Genomic DNA, 17,389 nt, shown 5'->3' on the forward strand with positions numbered 1-17,389 from the left:
GGCGCCGGACGCAAAGCCCTACTCGGCCGCGCCGACCATCGCCGCGTCGCTCGGCAGGCTGACCACCACTCTTGTGCCGCGCGGCTCACGCCGCTCGACATTGATGGTGCCGCCATGGAGGTTGACGAAGGCGCGGACGATCGAGAGCCCCAGCCCAGCCCCGCGCTGCCGCGCCGCACCCGCGAGTGCGTCGTTGCGATCGAGCAGCGCCAGGCGCATTTCCTCGCTCATCGGCGCACCTTCATCCTCGACGATGAACTGGATGCGCCCGGTGCGGCCGCTGACCGTGAGCTTCACCTCGCCGCCCGGCTCCGAGAAGCGGGCCGCGTTCGACAAGAGGTTGTAGAGCACGTTGACGATGCGCGTGCCGTCGGCGTTGAACGGCGGCAGGTCGGGCTCGATCACCACCTTGAGGTTGAGCGACGGCTCGCCATCGATATCGGGGAAGGTGGCTGCCAACCCGGCGCGGGCCTTGTCGACCAGCGCCCCGACATCCTGCAACTCCGGCTGCAGTTCGGCGATCCCCGCATCGACCGTCGCGAGATCGAGGATGTTGTCGATCAGCACGCCCAGCGTCGCGCTCGAGGCACGAATGAAATCGGTGTAGCTGCGCTGCTTGTCGTTGAGCTCACCGGCAGTGCCGGAGGCGAGCAGGTCCGCAAAGCCAATGATGTTAGTGAGCGGCGAGCGCAGTTCGTACGAGACGTTCTGCACGAACGCATCCTTCAGCCGGTCGGCCGTGATCAGCGCGTCGTTCCGCTCTTTCAGCACCCGCTGGTAGTTGGCGCTCTCGGTCACATCGAGGAAGGTCATCATCGTCTGCCCGTCGGGCAGCCGCACCACGGCGTAGTCGATCAGCTTGCCGTCGGCCCGGGTGATCCGGCCCTGCCGATCCGACCGGGTCGGGTTGAGGTCGATGATCGAGCGCTTCAGGTCGCGCCAGATCGTCGCTCCGTCATCCGGCAGCGCCCGCGACGCGGCTTCGGCGATCTGGTCGATATGCGGGGTCTCGCTGAGCAGGTTCGCTGGCAGCTTCCACAACGTCGAGAGTTTTGGGTTGCTGAGCGTCAGCCGGCCATTGGTGCCGAACACCGCCACGGCCTCGCTCAGCGCATTCAGCGTCGAGCGCTGCACATCCAGCACCACCTTATGCTGGCTCTTGAGGTTGAGCTGGTCGGTGATGTCCTCGAACACATAGATCACCCCGCCCTTCGGGCCGGCCGGCGCCGCGATCACCTGCACGGTGCGACCATCGGGCAGGTGCCAGGCCTCGAGTTCCTTGGGGACCCGCAGCTGGTACGAGGCGAGGTGCCGTGTCCGCCAGCCCTGATAGTCCGGCTCGTTCGGCAGTTTGCCGTCGGTGCGCAGCTTGTCGAGGATAGCGCGCTCGTCCATGCCGAGCTTCAGCCAGGTCGGGTCGATGTCCCATAGCGTGCAATAGGCGCGGTTGAACTGCACCAGTTCGCGATTGGCGTTGAAGATCGCGATCGGCGTCGCCAGCGCGTCGATGATCGCCGAGAGATGGGACAGGCCGGCATCGCGCGGCGCAGTGTCCTGCCGGGCATGCAGGTACCCGGCGGAGCCGCCATTGACCGGGAAGTCGACGACCTCGAAATCGCCGATCTCGCCCAGCGTCACCATGGTGCTCTGCGGCTTGCGGGCATCGCCCAGCACGGCGCGGTTGCGCTGCAGCAGGCCGTAATCGACCAGCTCGGCCGGCTGGCTCTCGCTGGTCTTGCGACCGAGGGCCCGGGCGAGGTCGTGATAGGCGGCATTGGCGAACACCAGGCGGCCGGTCCCATCGCGGAGGAACGCCGGCTTGCCGAGGCTGGCGAGGACGGTGCGGGCAGTGGCGTAATCGGTAGTCGTCTGCGCCACGGCGGGAACGCCAGCCGGGATGAGTTCACCCGAGGGCTGCGTCACCGCTGGCCGCAGCCGCAGCGCAGCGCCATTGCCGAGCAGCGAGCCGGAGGCGCGGACCGTGCGGCCATCATGCGCCTTCAGTGTCAGCTCGAACCCGCGACCACCGACCCGCAGGTTCTCGATCGAGCGGGCAATCCGCTCGGCATCGGCCTCGCCGAGCCAGGAGCCGAAATCGAGCACCGCTTCGGCGCGCCGCCCGGGTGGCAGCAGGGCCGAAGCCTGGCCGAGGAAGCGCGGACCCTCGCCGGCGCTGGCCCACAGCACGATGATCTCGCGCCCCCCCGAGAGCAGGGCTTCGTACTCATCGACGCGGGCGCGAAGGCTGGCGATCTGCTCGGCGGCGCGGTGCCGGGCCGAACGGTTGTCGTGCAGCATGCGGCGCACCAGCGCCATGGCGATCAGCGCGAAAGCGCCGGCCCCGAGTGCAATGGCGACGGGCGCAGCGCCCATCACGTTGTTGGCGGTGATCCCTTGGGCAAGGGCAGGCGACGCGCTCAAAAGGGTTACCAGACTCGCTGATAGACCTGCGAATCCCCAATCGTTCCGGACCCTATCCGGCGCCATATACTGCCCCTAACCGATTATGCCGCTCAGCGCCGCCCGAAGCGGACGGCGAACACCGCACTTGCTGGCGCGCCGAGCCCCACTGATTCGCCGCGCATCCGGCCGGTCAAAACCCGTAACCGCCGAATCACCAGACCTTACCGGGCTCGGAATCGCGCAAAAAGAGTCTAATTGTATGTGAACAGCGGGGAATGCCCCGAGATTGGGAGTTGACCCGAGTCCGAACAGTGAACGCTTCGTTAACGCCGCGGTGATTTGGGCGGATTATTTTGCCGAGTGGGCAGCGGCGGCCGCCGGTCTGCCTTCTCCCTTGTGGGAGAAGGTGGCGCGCAGCGCCGGATGAGGGGTCCGCGAAACGAAGTGTAGCGCGCTCGGAGCGGAGCGACGAACGTCTGCGTGCGCGGAGAGAGACCCCTCATCCGCCTTTCGGACACCTTCTCCCACAAGGGGAGAAGCCACTCACACTTCCGCTGGTGCAATGAGAAAGGGCGCCCCCGCGGGACGCCCTTCGGAAACTCAGTAGCGATGCCGCGGATCAGTAGCGGTACTGCTCGGACTTGAACGGCCCGGTCTGGCTGACGCCGATATACTCCGCCTGCGGCTTCGACAGCTTGGTCAGCTTGGCGCCGAGCTTGGCGAGGTGCAGCTCCGCGACTTTCTCGTCGAGATGCTTGGGCAGGACGTGCACGGCCTTGGTCAGCTTGTCGCCGTTGGTCCACAGCTCGATCTGCGCCAGCGTCTGGTTGGCGAACGAAGCGCTCATCACGAAGCTCGGGTGGCCGGTGGCGTTGCCGAGGTTGACGAGACGGCCTTCCGACAGGAGCACGATGCGCTTGCCGGCCGAGAGCTCGACGATATCGACCTGCGGTTTCACGTTGGTCCACTTGAAGTTGCGGAGCTCCGCAACCTGGATCTCGTTGTCGAAGTGGCCGATGTTGCAGACGATCGCCATGTCCTTGAGGTTGCGGATGTCGTCGAGGCTGACGACGTCCTTGTTCCCCGTGGCGGTGACGACGATGTCGGCGCGGTGCGCCGCGTCCTCGAGGGTCACGACCTCGTAGCCGTCCATGGCCGCCTGCAGCGCGCAGATCGGATCGACCTCGGTGACCAGAACACGAGCGCCGGCGCCGCGCAGCGACTGCGCCGAGCCCTTGCCCACATCGCCATAGCCGCAAACGATCGCCACCTTGCCGGCGAGCATCACGTCGGTGCCGCGACGGATCGCGTCGACCAGCGATTCACGGGTGCCGTACTTGTTGTCGAACTTCGACTTGGTGACGCTGTCGTTGACGTTGATCGCCGGGAACGGCAGCTCGCCCTTCTGCTGCAGCTGGTAGAGCCGCATCACGCCCGTGGTGGTCTCCTCGGAAACGCCGCGGATGTTGGCGCGGATCTTCGAGTAGAACTTCGGATCCTGGGCCAGGCGCTTCTTGATCAGCGCGAAGAAGATTTCCTCTTCCTCGGAATGCGGATTGTTCAGCACCGACGGATCGGTCTCGGCCTTGGCGCCGGTCAGCACCAGCATGGTGGCGTCGCCACCATCGTCGAGGATCATGTTGGGGGTCTGGCCGCCCGGCCATTCCATCATGCGGTCCGTGTAATCCCAGTACTCCTCGAGGCTCTCGCCCTTCTTGGCGAACACCGAGATGCCGGCGGCGGCAATGGCGGCGGCGGCGTGGTCCTGGGTCGAAAAGATGTTGCAGCTGACCCAGCGAACATCGGCGCCGAGCGCCTTCAGCGTCTCGATCAGCACCGCGGTCTGGATCGTCATGTGGAGCGAGCCGGCGATGCGGGCGCCCTTCAGCGGCTGCTTCGCGGCATATTCCTCGCGGATCGCCATCAGGCCGGGCATTTCGATCTCGGCCATGCCGATTTCCTTGCGGCCATAATCGGCGAGGCCGATGTCGGTGACCACGTAGTCGTTGTTGCTGGCCATCGGCCCTCTCCGTCTTATCGCTGGTGTTGGGGCCTTATACTGAAGGCGGCGGGCGCTATCAACCGGGATATAAAGAAAGCTTTATGTCTCTCGCCGTTCGATATAGCGGATGCGCCGCCGCCTGAACGGTAGCATCAGGAAGCCGACCAGAGCCGAAAGCGCTGCGTAGCCGACCAGAAAGCCGGCGCCGGCATAGGCGAAACCCTCGATCGTCACCGGCACTGCGGGCTTGTAGTCCCTGAGCGCGCGGCCGCCGATCTCGCTGTCGAGATACTCTGGCAGTTTGGTGAAGCGCTCCCAGCCGGCCGCGCCGCGCACTTCGGCGAGCGTGGCGGAGAGCTCCTCGTAGCGCTTGAAGGTGCGCGCCATCGACTCGCCGCGTGCCGCGATAAAGCCGTCGCCGGTCTTCGAGAACCGATCGATCGCCTCATCGCGACCAAGCCCGGCCTCCTTTGCAGCCCTGTCAAAATCCTCGGTGATAATCCTCAGTTCGTCGACCGCCCCGCCGAGACGCTGCGTGTACTGCTGGGCATACTCGGGGAACTGGCTGAGCCCGGCGCCAACCACGAGGCCGCCGAGCAGGGCAAGCGTTCTGCGCATCTGGTTCTCCGACCGGTCTCGACACGACTGCGCAACGGGCCGATCTGCCCGGGCGTTCCCAACATAGGGCGAGATGGTATCAGGGGGATAAACCGGCCTTTACGCCGCGGCGCCGTCCGAATCCTCGTCGAAGCCGTTGTTCACCAGCGTGGTGATGGCATCGAGCGCCTCGCGGGCCTGCTTGCCGGTGGCTTGCACGAGAATGGTGGAGCCCGGGCCGGCGCCCAGCATCATCAGGCCCATGATCGAATTGCCCGAAACCGCCTGCCCGTCACGAACCACCTTGATCTCGGCATCGAAGCACTCGGCGGTGCGCACGAACCGCGCCGACGCCCGCGCGTGCAGACCCTTGCGATTGACGATGGTCAATTGCTGCGCGAGTGCCCGATCCGAACCAGCTGCGGTATCCATCACGCTAAGATGCCGGATTTCGGCCTAACCGCCAAGCGTCTCGCTGGCCACGTTGATGTATTTCCGGCCCGCTTCGGCGGCTTCCTTTACCGCCTGCTTGATTTCGAGGTCGGCGCGGACGCGGGCGAGCTTCACCAGCATCGGCAGGTTGACCCCGGCGATCACCTCGACTTCGCGTTGCTGCATGATCGAGATGGCGAGGTTGGATGGGGTGCCGCCGAACATGTCGGTGAGGATCACGACGCCCTGGCCCTGGTCGGCGGCATCGACGCATCTGAGAATGTCGTTGCGCCGCTCTTCCATGTCGTCATCGGGGCCGATGGCGATGGTTTCCACCATCTCCTGCGGGCCGACGACGTGCTCGAGGGCGGACTTGAACTCAACGGCGAGCGCCCCGTGCGTCACCAGAACCATGCCGATCATGCAATATCCCCAAAGTCTCGCAGGTTCCGGCCGGGCAACTAGGGCTCCCAGAGGAAGCGGGAGTCTTGCCCCATGGCGAGCCTGATTCAAGTGGTTTTTTGTCGCGCCACTCGCGGCTGTGAACCGAGCTCCCGGATTGCCTCCCCGATCAGCAGCAACTGGTGCCAAGTATCGATCACGCCGGCCTGTGGAACCGGTGCCCGGGGCAGGGTGACGCCGAACAGCTCGGTGACCAGCGCATCGTCCTCGAGCATGCGTTCCAGCGTCTCGACCAGGTCGATGACGAGGTGCAGCGGCGCCTCTTCGACGAAGGGGCGCTTGACGATGCCGCGGCCGCGCAGCTCGATCAGCCCTTCGATGTTCGGCGCCGGTCGCATGCGAAGCCGGTCATTGCCGGTAACGATCTCGACGCGGTCGTCCGACACCAGTGTCGCTTCGAGTCCTCGGGCGTCCCACTGGTCGAGCAAGGCGAGTGCCAGCAGTGACTTGCCGGAGCCCGGCGGCCCGCGAAGGATCAGGCCGATGCCACCCAGCACCAGTCCGCTCGCGTGGATATTGTGAGTGGTGGTCACCGGCGCTTCTCGGCCGCGGCGCGCCTCAGCTTGACGGTAAACTTGGCGCCGCTGCGATCGTCGCGATTGGCCGCAGTAATGCTGCCGGCATGCGCTTCGACGATCTGCTTGGAGATGGCGAGGCCGAGGCCGGAGTGATCGCCGAAATGCTCGCCGTCCGGGCGATCGGTGTAGAACCGCTGGAAGATCCGGCTGATATCGCCGCGGATGCCCGGCCCCTCGTCGGTGACGACGATGGTGATGGTGTCCTCGTTGGTGGAGACGTTCACCAGCACCTTGCCGCCCTCGGGCGAGAACGACACCGCATTGTCGATCAGGTTGTTGATCACCTGGGCCAGCCGGCTGTCATGGCCGAGCACCACCGGCACGTAGCGGCTGACGTGCTTTTCCAGCACGACATCGACCTTGCGGTTGGCCGCCACGTCCTTCTGGATCGACACCATGGCGTCGGCCAACTGGGCGACATCCACCCGCTCGGCGCTCTGCCGCGCCAGTTCGGCATCGAGCCGGCTGGCGTTGGAGATATCGGAGATCAGCCGGTCGAGCCGGCGCACGTCGTGCTGGATGATGGCGTTGAGCCGTTCGCGATCCTCGGCGCGGCGGGCTCGCGGCAGGGTTTCGACCGCGGAGCGCAGCGACGTCAGCGGGTTCTTCAGCTCATGCGCCACGTCGGCGGCGAAGCGTTCGATCGCCTCGATGCGGTTATAGAGCGCCGAAGTCATCGAGCGCAGCGCCTTGCTGAGGTGCCCGACCTCGTCGGTACGGTCGGAGAAATCCGGGATCTCGGTGCGGCTGGTGACCGTCGAGTGCACCTGTTCCGCCGCCCCGGCCAGCCGGCGCAGCGGCCCGGCAATGGTGCCTGCGAGCAGCAGCGACAGGATGATGGTCACGCCACCCGCGACCAGCGCGATGCGCAGGATCCCCCAGCGTTCCGCCGTGGCGATCTGGTCGATGTCGCCCGGCTGGGTGGAGAGCAGCAGCACGCCGACATTGGCGCGCACCCGCTGGATCGGCACTGCCACCGACACCACCAGCTGGCGCTTCGCATCGACGCGGACGATCGCGGTCGCGGCGCCGCCGAGCGCCGCCGACACCTCGGGGTAGCGGGTGCCTTCGTCGGCCCCGAACTCCTGGTATTGCGGATAGTCGTCGCCCGGCAGCCAGTCGACCAGCGCGTTCCACCAGTCGAGCAGGAAGAACGTGCCGCTATCCGCCGGCTTGATCTGCCGCAGCACTTCGCCGCGCGCATAGAGATTGGCGCTGTCGAGGATCAACAGGCCCTGCTGGTCGTAGATGCGGGCCCGCGTCCGGGTCGGGGTGACGAGGTTACGGAGCAGCGGCGCAACGCGCTCGGGATTGACCGGGAATTCGAGGCTGGGGTCGAAGAAGCTCAGCGGCGACACCACCTCGCTGCCCTGCAGCTCGATCAGCCGGTCCGGATTGACGGTGATGACGTCGCTATCGACCGTAGCCGAAGCCGCGATCGCCGCGGCGATGATTTCGCCCTGGACGCGCAGGCTCTGCACCCGCGCTTCGATCAGCCCGGTGCGCCATTGGTTGAGGAACAGGATGCCGATCACCAGCACGGCGAGGCCGGCGAGATTGAGCACGATGATGCGGCGGGCGAGGCTCGAAAAGATCGTCAGCGCCAACAGGCGCTGGATCTGCTTGATCGCAGCGAGCACGAACGTACCGACGGCTCCGGCGATCCGGTTGAGCTTCGGCATGATGCCGACCTCCGCGGATGCGGGCCTCGGACCCGGCAACTCCTCTTCGGTGACGGCCAATTGTCCTCTTACTGCTCCTTGAAGCGGTAGCCTACGCCGTAGAGGGTTTCGATCATCTCGAAATCGTCGTCAACCGCCTTGAACTTCTTCCTCAGCCGCTTGATGTGGCTGTCGATGGTGCGATCGTCGACATAGACCTGGTCGTCGTAGGCCGCGTCCATCAGCGCGTTGCGCGACTTGACCACGCCGGGGCGCAGCGCCAGGGCCTGGAGGATGAGAAACTCGGTGACGGTCAGGGTGACGCGCTGACCCTTCCAGGTGCAGGTGTGGCGCTCTTCGTCCATTACCAGCGATCCACGCTCGATCAGCGCCTTGCTGGGTGCGGCCTCGCTGCCGGGTGTGCCGGGGGCGGCAGAGGGGTCGCGCGGCGCGGCCCGGCGGAGCACCGATTTGACCCGCTCAACCAGCAGGCGCTGGCTGAACGGCTTGGTGATGAAGTCGTCGGCGCCCATCTTGAGGCCGAACAGTTCGTCGATCTCCTCGTCCTTCGAGGTGAGGAAGATCACCGGCACATCGGACTTCTGGCGCAGCCGGCGCAGCAGCTCCATGCCGTCCATGCGAGGCATCTTGATATCGAGGATGGCGAGGTCGGGCCGGTCGGCCGTCAATCCCTCGAGACCCGAAGCCCCATCGGTATAGGTGGCGACCTGATAGCCTTCGGCCTCGAGCGTCAGCGACACCGAAGTCAGAATGTTACGGTCGTCGTCCACCAGTGCGATCTTGGGCATTGAGCTCCCTTTCATCCAAATCACGGCGGGCGAGTGGCTCTCGCACCCCGAATTGTGGCGAGCATTGACTGCCACAATTGCGCATAAATAAGGCGTTCAGCCAATGAATGCCAGCATGCCGCACTCAACCGAAGTCGCAGGACTTCCGTCTTAAGCCGGATTTCCGGATGGGCGGCGGGGTCTACAAGGCCGTAACTCATGGTCATTCCAGACCGAGGGTAACGGCCATGGGCCATCAAATTCACGACCAGCTCGCAACCCGGATCGGCGCTTTGGCGCATGTCCGGTGGGACGAACTGCCCCCCACTTTGGTGGAAACCGCGCTTGCCAGCGGCGAAGGCCGGCTCGCTGCCGGCGGTGCGCTCGCCGTCACCACCGGTGTGTTCACCGGCCGTTCCGTGAAGGACAAGTTCATCGTCCGCGACGCCGCGACCGAGCATCAGGTCTGGTGGGACAACAACCAGCCGATGGCGCCCGAGCAGTTCGAGCGGCTGCTCGCCGACATGATCGCCGCCACCGACGGACGGACCCTCCACGGCCAGCACCTGCTCGCCGGCGCCGACGAGCGCCACCAGATGCGCATCAGCGTCATCACCGAGACGGCCTGGCATGCGCTGTTCATCCGCAACCTGCTGATCCGCCCGGAAACGGTGGGCGGAGTGACCGATGTCACCATCCTCCATCTCCCCGGCTTCATCGCCGACCCGGCCCGCCACGGCAGCCGCACCGGCACGGTGATCGCCCTCGACATGGCGCGAAAGCTGGTGCTGATCGCCGGCACCGCCTATGCCGGCGAGATCAAGAAGTCGGTGTTCTCGCTGTTCAACTTCCATGCGCCGTTCGCCGATACCATGCCGATGCACTGCTCGGCCAATATCGGTCGCGACGGCGACGTGGCGCTGTTCTTCGGCCTCTCGGGCACCGGCAAGACGACGCTTTCGAACGACCCCGAGCGACTACTCATCGGCGACGACGAGCACGGCTGGACCCCCGATGGCGTGTTCAACCTCGAGGGCGGCTGCTACGCCAAGACCGTCAAGCTCAGCCCCGCCGCCGAGCCGCAGATCCACATGGCAACGCAGCGCTTCGGCACCGTGCTCGAGAATTTGAAGCTCGATGACGCGCTGGTGCCGCTCTACGACGACATCTCGCTCACCGAGAACACCCGCGCTGCCTATCCGCTCGAAACCCTGCCGGCGGTGGCCAAAGGCGGTGTCGGTGGCAAGCCGCGCACCGTGGTGTTTCTCACCGCCGATGCGTTCGGCGTATTGCCGCCGATCGCCAAGCTGACCCCGGAGCAGGCGGTGTTCCACTTCCTCTCGGGCTACACGGCGAAAGTCGCGGGCACCGAGCGCGGCGTCACCGAGCCAGTGGCGACGTTCTCGGCCTGCTTCGGCGCGCCGTTCATGCCGCTGCACCCGACGGTCTACGGCCGGCTTCTGGAACAGCGGCTCGAGGCGACGGGCGCCCGCATCTACCTGCTCAACACCGGCTGGACCGGCGGAGGCTATGGCGTCGGCAAGCGCATCGACATCGCCACCACCCGCCGGCTGCTCGACGCGGCGCTGTCGGGTGAACTCGAGACCGGCGAGATGCGGGTAGAACCGCTGTTCGGCATGGAAGTACCGCTGCGCGTCGAAGGCGTAACGCCCCGGGCGTTGGACCCGCGCGCCAACTGGGCCGACGTCACGGCCTATGACGCGGCAGCGACGAAGCTGCAGGACCTGTTCGCGACGAACTATCGCAAGTTCGAGACGGTACAGGTGGCGGCGGAATAGGCGGGACACATCGACTGAGCATGACGATCCCCGCGCGAGCGGGGATTGGGGCTCCCTCACCTCAGCCACCCCACCCGCCGACCGTCATCCCGGCGAAAGCCGGGACCCATTGCTCGGACGGCCGACCAGGCACGTCCCGTCCGGTCCATCACAGCAAGGTCGGAGCCATCTTGCATGAGGCTGGGTCGGCGCACTGGGTCCCGGCTTTCGCCGGGATGACGGCCGGTGGGCTGGGAGGATGAGCAAACACTGCCTCCCCAAAACGAAATGGCCCCGTTCAGGGGCCATTCATCCGGAAACCGCTAGGTCTCAGTTCTTCGAATAAAACACGTGCGAGCCGATAGCGGCGACGCGGTGGAAGGTGTGGGACCAGTTCGGGGCCACTGCCGTGGTGTGGTAGAACAGCGCCGAGTTCGGCACCACTCCCGGGCGCTCACCGCGCTGGAACTCGTAGAACGCGTCCTCGGCCATCTTGATCGAGCGGTTCCACGCCGTGCGCTCACGGCCCATGTCGGAGCGGCCATCGCATGCGAAAGTGAACTGGCACTTGTAGCGGCCCTTGTCGGCGTTCTGGAACACCACGCCGCAGATCGTTGACGGGTACTTCTTGCTCATCGCCCGATTGATGATGACGTTGGCGACCGCGAGCTGCCCATCACGGCTTTCGCCACGCGCTTCGTGATAGATCGCCTGGGCCAGGCAGAGCTTTTCGCCTTCGGCCAGTTTCACCCGCTTCGTGGTCGGCACGAAATCAGCCTGCACGTAGTTGGTGAGCACCGAGGCGGTGAGTGCCGGCTTGTTCGAGAAATCGACGCTCTCGATCGCATCGAGCGCCTGGTTCTGGCGCTTGGCGATGTAGCCCATCAGCATGGCTTCGGTCAGTTCCGCCTTCGGGGCCGGAACGTCGAAACCCTCGAAATTGTCGAGCTGCTGCTTGCGGGCGACATAGGCCTGAAGCACGTCGCTGGTGAGCTTCGGCTGGGTGCTGGCCTGGAATTCTTCGCGCTTGAGGGACACTGCCTGGGTGAAGGCAGCGGGAACCACAGTGTCGATGGAGAGTTCTTCAGCAGATGACGGAGCAAAAGTCACGAGCAGCACAAGTGCTGCTGCGGCGAACGCCAATGCATGCGTGATTGCACGCATCGCTGGTGCGATCGACCCTGCTCGCAATCCGCCTACCTTCCCCCGATGCCGCCCCCGAGGCAGCCCAGCTTGGTTAGTTACCCAAGCCCGGACCCTAGCCGAGCTTGGACAACGATGGAACCCAGAATTTACAGTTACTTAACCATGAATCTTAGGTTCCTAATTTGAGGTTAATGCCTCTCGGGCAGGGGCGAAAGCCCTGATTTTAATGGATTTTGGAGATGGCTAAGGCAGGTTTGCGGAAGTCGATAAAAGTTAATCGATCCGAATCGTTGCCCGAACGACACAGTCTCTCGCGCCCTGCGGGGCGCGAGGATTGGTCGATCGATTCCAGCTGGTCTTGGAGGCCGGTCAGGCTGCCGTGAAGGCGGCGGCGCGCAACTCGTGAAGACTATGCATCACGGCAACGCAGAGCGCGCTGATCTCGTCGGACGGCGCGACGATGTCGGGCACCATGATGGTCTGCATGCCGGCGGCGTGTGCCGCGCGTACCCCCGTATGCGAGTCTTCGACCGCGATGCAGAGCGACGGATCGACGCTAAGCCGTCCCGCCGCCAGGAGGTAAGGCTCGGGGTGCGGCTTGGGGTTGATCACGTCGTCGCGCGTCACCACCGCCTCGAACATCGAGAGAATGCCGGCGCCGCCCAGGTGCCCGAGCGCGTGCGGCGCCCGCGACGAGGTGGCGACGGCGGCAGGAATGCGACGCGCCTTGAGTTCGGCGAGCAGTTCGTGCACCCCGGCCTTCACCGGCACCACTTCGCTCATCTTCTGCTTCATCAACACCCGGCACTTCTCATCGAAGATCGAGTAGGGGAAGCTGACGCCATAGGCCTCTACGAGCAGGCGATTGGTGGTCTCGTGGCTCGAGCCGACCATCGCATGATGGATGCCGTCGGTCATTTCGAAGCCGAGATCGGCGCTGACATCCCAGACGATCTGCTTGAACACCATTTCGGTGTCGAGCAACGTGCCATCCATGTCGAATACGATGGCGGAGAAGGGCTTGAGCGGCGAAGTCGGAACAGTGGGAGACATATTCGGGGATATAGGCAGATTTCACTCGCACCGCTACCCTTGGCTTCAACCGCCGCCGCCGACCTGCTATGAGCCCAGCGATGACCGCGTTCGATCCCTATGACGTGCTGGGCGTCGGCAGAGCCGCCCGTGCCGCCGACATCAAGCAGGCCTACCGCCGCAAGGTGCAGGTCGCCCACCCCGACCGCGGCGGCGATCCCGAGCATTTTGTCATCGTCGTTCGGGCCTTCGGGCTGCTCTCCGATCCCGACTCGCGCCGCCTGTTCGACGAGACCGGCATCATCGACGACGAGGCGGTGACCAGCTATCGCCGCGAGGTGGCGGCAATCCTCGCTGACATGTTCGATGCCGCCGTCAGCACCGCCATCGCCACCGGGCTGAAACTCGAGCGCGTCGATTTCATCGCCCAGATGGCCGCGGCGGTGGAAACCGGCCTCGGCGACTCGCGCCGGGCACTGGCCCGCGTCGATGTCGAGATCGGCGCTTTGCAGACGCTGCGCAGCCGCATCCGCCGGACGGACGAAGACCGCAACATCTTCGTCGAAAGGCTCGACGCCCAGGTTGCCGCAAAAGCCGAACAACACCGCACCATCAAGCGCCGCGTCGCCATGCTGGAAACCGCGCTGGCCGAACTCGGCAACTACGAGAGCGAGACCGAGCTGATCGCCGCGCTAGAGGCCGAGGGCTAAAGCTCGGCCAGCGTCAGCGGGTCTTCTGCTCCCTCATAGTACTTCGCTAGCGCTCGCCGGAACGGCGTCGGCTCATCCGCCGCATGCGCGAACAGCGTCATCGACGAGCGGAACTTCATGTCGTCCGGCGAGGCGAAGATATCGTGCGCCGTCCGCCCGCTGACGCCGTTGACCGCCTCGGTGCACTCGATCAATCGCGGTCCCAAAACGGAGTGGACGAGAAAAGCCCGCGCCTCACCCAGATCCGCAATGCCGAAGCGCTGCGCCGTCGGGCTGCGGCCGAGGACGCGGAGCTGCGGGAAGATAAACCACATCCAGTGCGTGGTCTTCCGCCCGGCACGCAGCTCGGCCAGCACGTCGGGGTAGATCGGGTCCTGTGCAGTGACGAAGTGCTCGAACATCGGGCGAGATTACCACGCCCCGAAAGCACGGGGATTGAGGAACCTCGATCGCCCGCTGAAGTTTTTTCCGCACCCGTGTCGATTCCGGATTTTGCCGCTCGTCGTGAAGTCAGAAGGCGCAAGTGAACCCGCGCCGACGACAACAGGAGAGAGATGATGAAGACCGCCCTTCTTGCCGCCGCCCTTGCCCTCGGCTTTGCCTCTGCCGCACAGGCGGAAACTGCGAAGATCAACGGCCTCGACATGTACTACGAGGTGCATGGCGAAGGTGAGCCGATCGTGCTGCTGCACGGCGCCTATATGTCGATCGACAGCAACTGGGCCGGGATGATCCCCACCCTCGCCAAGGACCACAAGGTGATCGCTGTCGAGCTGCAGAGCCACGGCCACACCAGCGACCGCGACACCCCGATCACCTACGAAGGCATGTCTGATGACGTGGCCGCGCTGCTTGACGAGCTCAAGATCGACAAGACGGCCGTGTTCGGCTTCTCGATGGGCGGCGGCGTCGCCATCCGCTTTGCCATCGATCACCCCGAAAAGGTCACCCGCATCGTCGCCGCCTCCGCCGGCTACAAGTACGACGAGACAACGATGGGCCCCGACTTCATGAAGATGATCGAGGGGATCACCCCCGAGATGTTCGCCGGCACCCCGTTCGAGGCCGAGTACAAGCGGCTGAACCCGCACCCGGAGAACTTCCCCACCCTGGTCGAGAAGCTGAAGCAGCTCGACCTCACCCCGTTCGACTGGTCGGCGGAGTTCGCCAAGATCAGCGTGCCCTCGCTCTATATCTACGGCGACGCCGATATCGTCGGGCTCGACTACATCGCCAAGCACCACAACGCGGCGGGCGGCATCGTCAACGGCGACATGAACGGCTTGCCCAAGACCCAGTTGCTGGTTCTCCCCGGCACCAGCCACATCAGCGTTTTCTTCAACCCGGCCAATGTCGAGATCATGAAGGCCGCGGTGCCGGTGTTCCTCAACCAGCAGTTGCCGCAGCCGCCGCAGCAGATGCCGGCTTCCTGATCGGCGGCGCATCCCACCACGAGGGGCCGGCAGTTCTTCCTGCCGGCCCTTTGCCTTGCCGTGAACCTCGCATTCATCCTTACGGGGTTTCCTTGCCGCGCTGGTCGGGCGGACATGGAAGCGTCGCCGCCAGTGATTCCCAGGGGGCGGCGATGGCACGGGTCGAGCGGTTCGGGCGGCGAGTGGTGGCATTGCCCACGCGGCGCCGCAGCAATGCCCGCTGGACCACGCTGTGGCTGATGCTGCTGGCCTTCGCCACCAGCGCCGCGCTGGCGAGCCTGGTGCTGGGGAGCGTGCCGCTGCAACTGCCGCGCCTCGCTCCCGCTCCGGCGATCTCGCGCCCCGCCGTCGCCGCCAGCTTCCCGATCTGCGGCAGCGGCCATCGCAGCACCTGCGTGGTCGATGGCGACACGTTCTGGCTCGAGGGCACGAAGTACCGCATCGCCGACATCGATACGCCCGAGGTGCGCGATTTCGCCTGCCCGGCCGAGAAGGCCCTGGGCGACCGGGCGACGGCGCGGCTGGCGGCGCTGCTCAATGCCGGCCCGTTCGCGCTCGAGCCCGCCGATCGCGACGAGGACAAATATGGCCGCAAGCTCCGCATCGTCACCCGCAACGGCGCCTCGCTCGGCGCGCAGCTGGTGAGCGAGGGCCTGGCGCACCGCTGGGGCGGGGCGCAGCGCGAGTGGTGCTAGGCCGCTGCTGACACGCCTTGTCAGCATCCGTCAGCCACATTGGGGGTCACCAACCAAGGAGACCCCGATGACCACCCTCGCCACCTGCCACTGCGGCGCCACCCGGATCGAGCTGCCCCATCCGCCGACCGAGGCCACCCAGTGCACCTGCAGCTGGTGCACCAAATCGGGCGGGCTCTGGGCCTATTACCGGCCCGAGGAGGTCAGGATCGTCCGCGCCGACCACCCCGGCCGCTATGCCCCGAACGGCTTCAACGAGCATTTCTTCTGCAGCAATTGCGGCTGCACCACGCACGGCGTCTCGCCCGACTACACGACGGAGTCGCTGACCTCCGACCAGATGCCCACCGGGCGCAAGTTCGCCATCAACCTCAAGATCCTCGACGACTACGAGCTCATAACCTCGCTGCCGGTTTCAGTGATCGACGGCCGGAACCTGTGGTAGCCGGAAACGACAGCGGGCGGCCGAAGCCGCCCGCGAATGCCCGTTGCTGGCCGGGGATCAGAAGCCCCAGTTGAGCCCGACGGTGACCTGGTGCGAGGTGAGGCCGAGCGTGTTGGTAAAGATTCCGAACGTGTAGTCGGCATCGCCGTAATCGCTGTAGCGATACTGCAGGTCGACCGAGAGGTCCTCGGTGGCGGCGAACTCGACACCGGCGCCGACCGTCCAGCCGACATGCATGGCATCGTCGGCAAAACCGGGGGGCGGCACCAGCGTGACGTCGATGCTGTTGTGCGCCACGGCCAGGCCGGCCGTCAGATAGGGCAGGAAGGCGCCGCCGTCGAAGCCGATCCGGCCACGCAGCGAACCCTGCCAGTCGATTGCCGACGTGAAGCTGCTAGGCCCTGGTGCGACCAGCGTATCGGTGATGTCGGCCCAGGCGATGTCGCCAACGACGCCCAGCACGATGCCGTTATCCAGCGTGAAGTTGGCGCCGGCGTTGACGCCGAGCAGCCAGCCGGCCGGCTCGGGGAACACCGCGCCCGGCGCAACGTCGCTGCTCAGTTCGGCCCAGCCATAGCCGCCGAACACGCCGATGAAGGCGCCGTCCCAGTTGCCGCTGGCCTGAACCACGCCGGCTTCCACCGGGGTATCGATGATGAGATCGGCAGCGGAGGCGGCCGAGGTGATGGCCAGCGCCGACGCGCCGACGGCAAAAAGCCGGATGATGGTGTTCATTGAAGCCCCAGGAAAACAGAATTCAGTATGCGATTGCAATGGCATGGCCCATCGCCGAACGGAAGCCGGGTTTGAGGGAAAATCCACCTACGGAAGCGCTCGTAACGAGACGATCACGGCGAAGCGAAGCGCCCGACCGCCTCTCGGCTCCGGGGTGCTCGGGTAGTCGGGCGGTTCCGGCGTGGCTTCGACCACGCGGGTAGTCCGCAATATGAAGGCCGTCGCCACGCCGGAACTGTTCGGAGTTTTTGCGGGGGCCATGAGGAAGCGTTCGCACGCCGTGCGCTAAGCACGGAAACGGTGGACGGGTGCCCATAACCGCGGCCGCCAGAGGACGGCTCCTCCAGCACCGAAATCGCCCCACCGACCGTCCGTACGCGACCGCGCCCGTGTGGGTGACGGGGGCAGAATCGCATGGGTGCGGGAGTGGGGGGATTACTTCGTGCGGATTTTCTTTGATGCGGCAGTTGTCTCCCTCCCCCGTTGCGGGGA

At 65.5% G+C, this 17,389-nt stretch carries 17 protein-coding genes; 5 read left to right on the forward strand and 12 right to left on the reverse strand.

Annotated elements, in window-relative coordinates:
• Positions 1–18: 18 nt before the first annotated feature.
• The 8 genes from AC1DWU_RS18860 to AC1DWU_RS18895 all read right to left on the reverse strand — a co-directional run bounded on the left by AC1DWU_RS18860 (position 19) and on the right by AC1DWU_RS18895 (position 8,944).
• Entirely contained in the window at positions 19–2,421 is a 2,403-nt protein-coding gene (locus tag AC1DWU_RS18860; RefSeq protein ID WP_477151544.1) for a sensor histidine kinase, read from the reverse strand.
• Positions 2,422–3,022: 601 nt separating this feature from the next.
• Complete coding sequence (ahcY, locus tag AC1DWU_RS18865) at positions 3,023–4,423, reverse strand: adenosylhomocysteinase (RefSeq protein ID WP_477151545.1); 1,401 nt, start codon at positions 4,421–4,423, stop codon at positions 3,023–3,025.
• Between the two features lie 81 nt (positions 4,424–4,504).
• Positions 4,505–5,023, reverse strand: coding sequence for a DUF2937 family protein (locus AC1DWU_RS18870; protein ID WP_477151546.1), 519 nt, complete (start codon positions 5,021–5,023; stop codon positions 4,505–4,507).
• 99 nt (positions 5,024–5,122) lie between these two features.
• On the reverse strand, positions 5,123–5,434 hold the full coding sequence (locus AC1DWU_RS18875; RefSeq protein ID WP_477151547.1) for an HPr family phosphocarrier protein: 312 nt from the start codon (positions 5,432–5,434) through the stop codon (positions 5,123–5,125).
• A 24-nt stretch (positions 5,435–5,458) separates the two neighbouring features.
• Positions 5,459–5,857, reverse strand: a complete 399-nt coding sequence (locus tag AC1DWU_RS18880; protein ID WP_477151548.1) for a PTS sugar transporter subunit IIA — start codon at positions 5,855–5,857, stop codon at positions 5,459–5,461.
• Between the two features lie 86 nt (positions 5,858–5,943).
• Positions 5,944–6,429 (reverse strand): HPr kinase/phosphorylase, encoded by a 486-nt coding sequence (locus AC1DWU_RS18885; RefSeq protein WP_477151549.1) that lies wholly within the window; start codon positions 6,427–6,429, stop codon positions 5,944–5,946.
• Complete coding sequence (locus AC1DWU_RS18890) at positions 6,426–8,156, reverse strand: stimulus-sensing domain-containing protein (protein ID WP_477151550.1); 1,731 nt, start codon at positions 8,154–8,156, stop codon at positions 6,426–6,428. Before AC1DWU_RS18890 ends, AC1DWU_RS18885 begins: the two co-directional genes overlap by 4 nt.
• A gap of 68 nt (positions 8,157–8,224) precedes the next feature.
• Positions 8,225–8,944, reverse strand: a complete 720-nt coding sequence (locus AC1DWU_RS18895; RefSeq protein WP_423065225.1) for a response regulator transcription factor — start codon at positions 8,942–8,944, stop codon at positions 8,225–8,227.
• Positions 8,945–9,171: 227 nt separating this feature from the next.
• Here AC1DWU_RS18895 and pckA point away from each other — a divergent pair, with 227 nt between their 5' ends.
• Positions 9,172–10,722, forward strand: a complete 1,551-nt coding sequence (gene pckA, locus AC1DWU_RS18900) for a phosphoenolpyruvate carboxykinase (ATP) (RefSeq protein ID WP_477151551.1) — start codon at positions 9,172–9,174, stop codon at positions 10,720–10,722.
• A 309-nt stretch (positions 10,723–11,031) separates the two neighbouring features.
• On the opposite strand, the gene AC1DWU_RS18905 is transcribed toward pckA, so the two are convergent.
• Together AC1DWU_RS18905 and AC1DWU_RS18910 are read right to left on the reverse strand one after the other, a co-directional pair.
• On the reverse strand, positions 11,032–11,865 hold the full coding sequence (locus tag AC1DWU_RS18905) for a cell wall hydrolase (protein WP_477151552.1): 834 nt from the start codon (positions 11,863–11,865) through the stop codon (positions 11,032–11,034).
• Positions 11,866–12,216: 351 nt separating this feature from the next.
• Positions 12,217–12,900 carry an HAD family hydrolase gene (locus AC1DWU_RS18910; RefSeq protein WP_477151553.1) on the reverse strand — a complete coding sequence of 228 codons (684 nt, stop codon included), beginning with the start codon at positions 12,898–12,900 and terminating at the stop codon, positions 12,217–12,219.
• Between the two features lie 80 nt (positions 12,901–12,980).
• Between AC1DWU_RS18910 and AC1DWU_RS18915 the strand changes: the two genes are divergently transcribed.
• Positions 12,981–13,589, forward strand: a complete 609-nt coding sequence (locus AC1DWU_RS18915) for a J domain-containing protein (protein ID WP_477151554.1) — start codon at positions 12,981–12,983, stop codon at positions 13,587–13,589.
• Here AC1DWU_RS18915 and AC1DWU_RS18920 read toward each other — a convergent pair.
• Complete coding sequence (locus AC1DWU_RS18920; RefSeq protein WP_477151555.1) at positions 13,586–13,990, reverse strand: DUF1810 domain-containing protein; 405 nt, start codon at positions 13,988–13,990, stop codon at positions 13,586–13,588. The genes AC1DWU_RS18915 and AC1DWU_RS18920 overlap by 4 nt on opposite strands.
• Positions 13,991–14,146: 156 nt before the next feature.
• On the opposite strand from AC1DWU_RS18920, the gene AC1DWU_RS18925 reads away from it, so the two are divergent.
• From AC1DWU_RS18925 to AC1DWU_RS18935, 3 genes are all read left to right on the forward strand, one after another.
• Complete coding sequence (locus AC1DWU_RS18925) at positions 14,147–15,022, forward strand: alpha/beta fold hydrolase (RefSeq protein ID WP_477151556.1); 876 nt, start codon at positions 14,147–14,149, stop codon at positions 15,020–15,022.
• A gap of 152 nt (positions 15,023–15,174) precedes the next feature.
• Entirely contained in the window at positions 15,175–15,717 is a 543-nt protein-coding gene (locus AC1DWU_RS18930; RefSeq protein WP_477151557.1) for a thermonuclease family protein, read from the forward strand.
• A gap of 67 nt (positions 15,718–15,784) precedes the next feature.
• On the forward strand, positions 15,785–16,162 hold the full coding sequence (locus AC1DWU_RS18935) for a GFA family protein (RefSeq protein WP_477151558.1): 378 nt from the start codon (positions 15,785–15,787) through the stop codon (positions 16,160–16,162).
• 57 nt (positions 16,163–16,219) lie between these two features.
• Here the strand turns inward: AC1DWU_RS18935 and AC1DWU_RS18940 are convergent, their stop codons facing one another.
• Positions 16,220–16,897, reverse strand: a complete 678-nt coding sequence (locus tag AC1DWU_RS18940; RefSeq protein ID WP_477151559.1) for an outer membrane protein — start codon at positions 16,895–16,897, stop codon at positions 16,220–16,222.
• Between the last annotated feature and the right edge of the window lie 492 nt (positions 16,898–17,389).

The sequence above is a fragment of the Devosia sp. P2_G7 genome, from assembly GCF_056403495.1.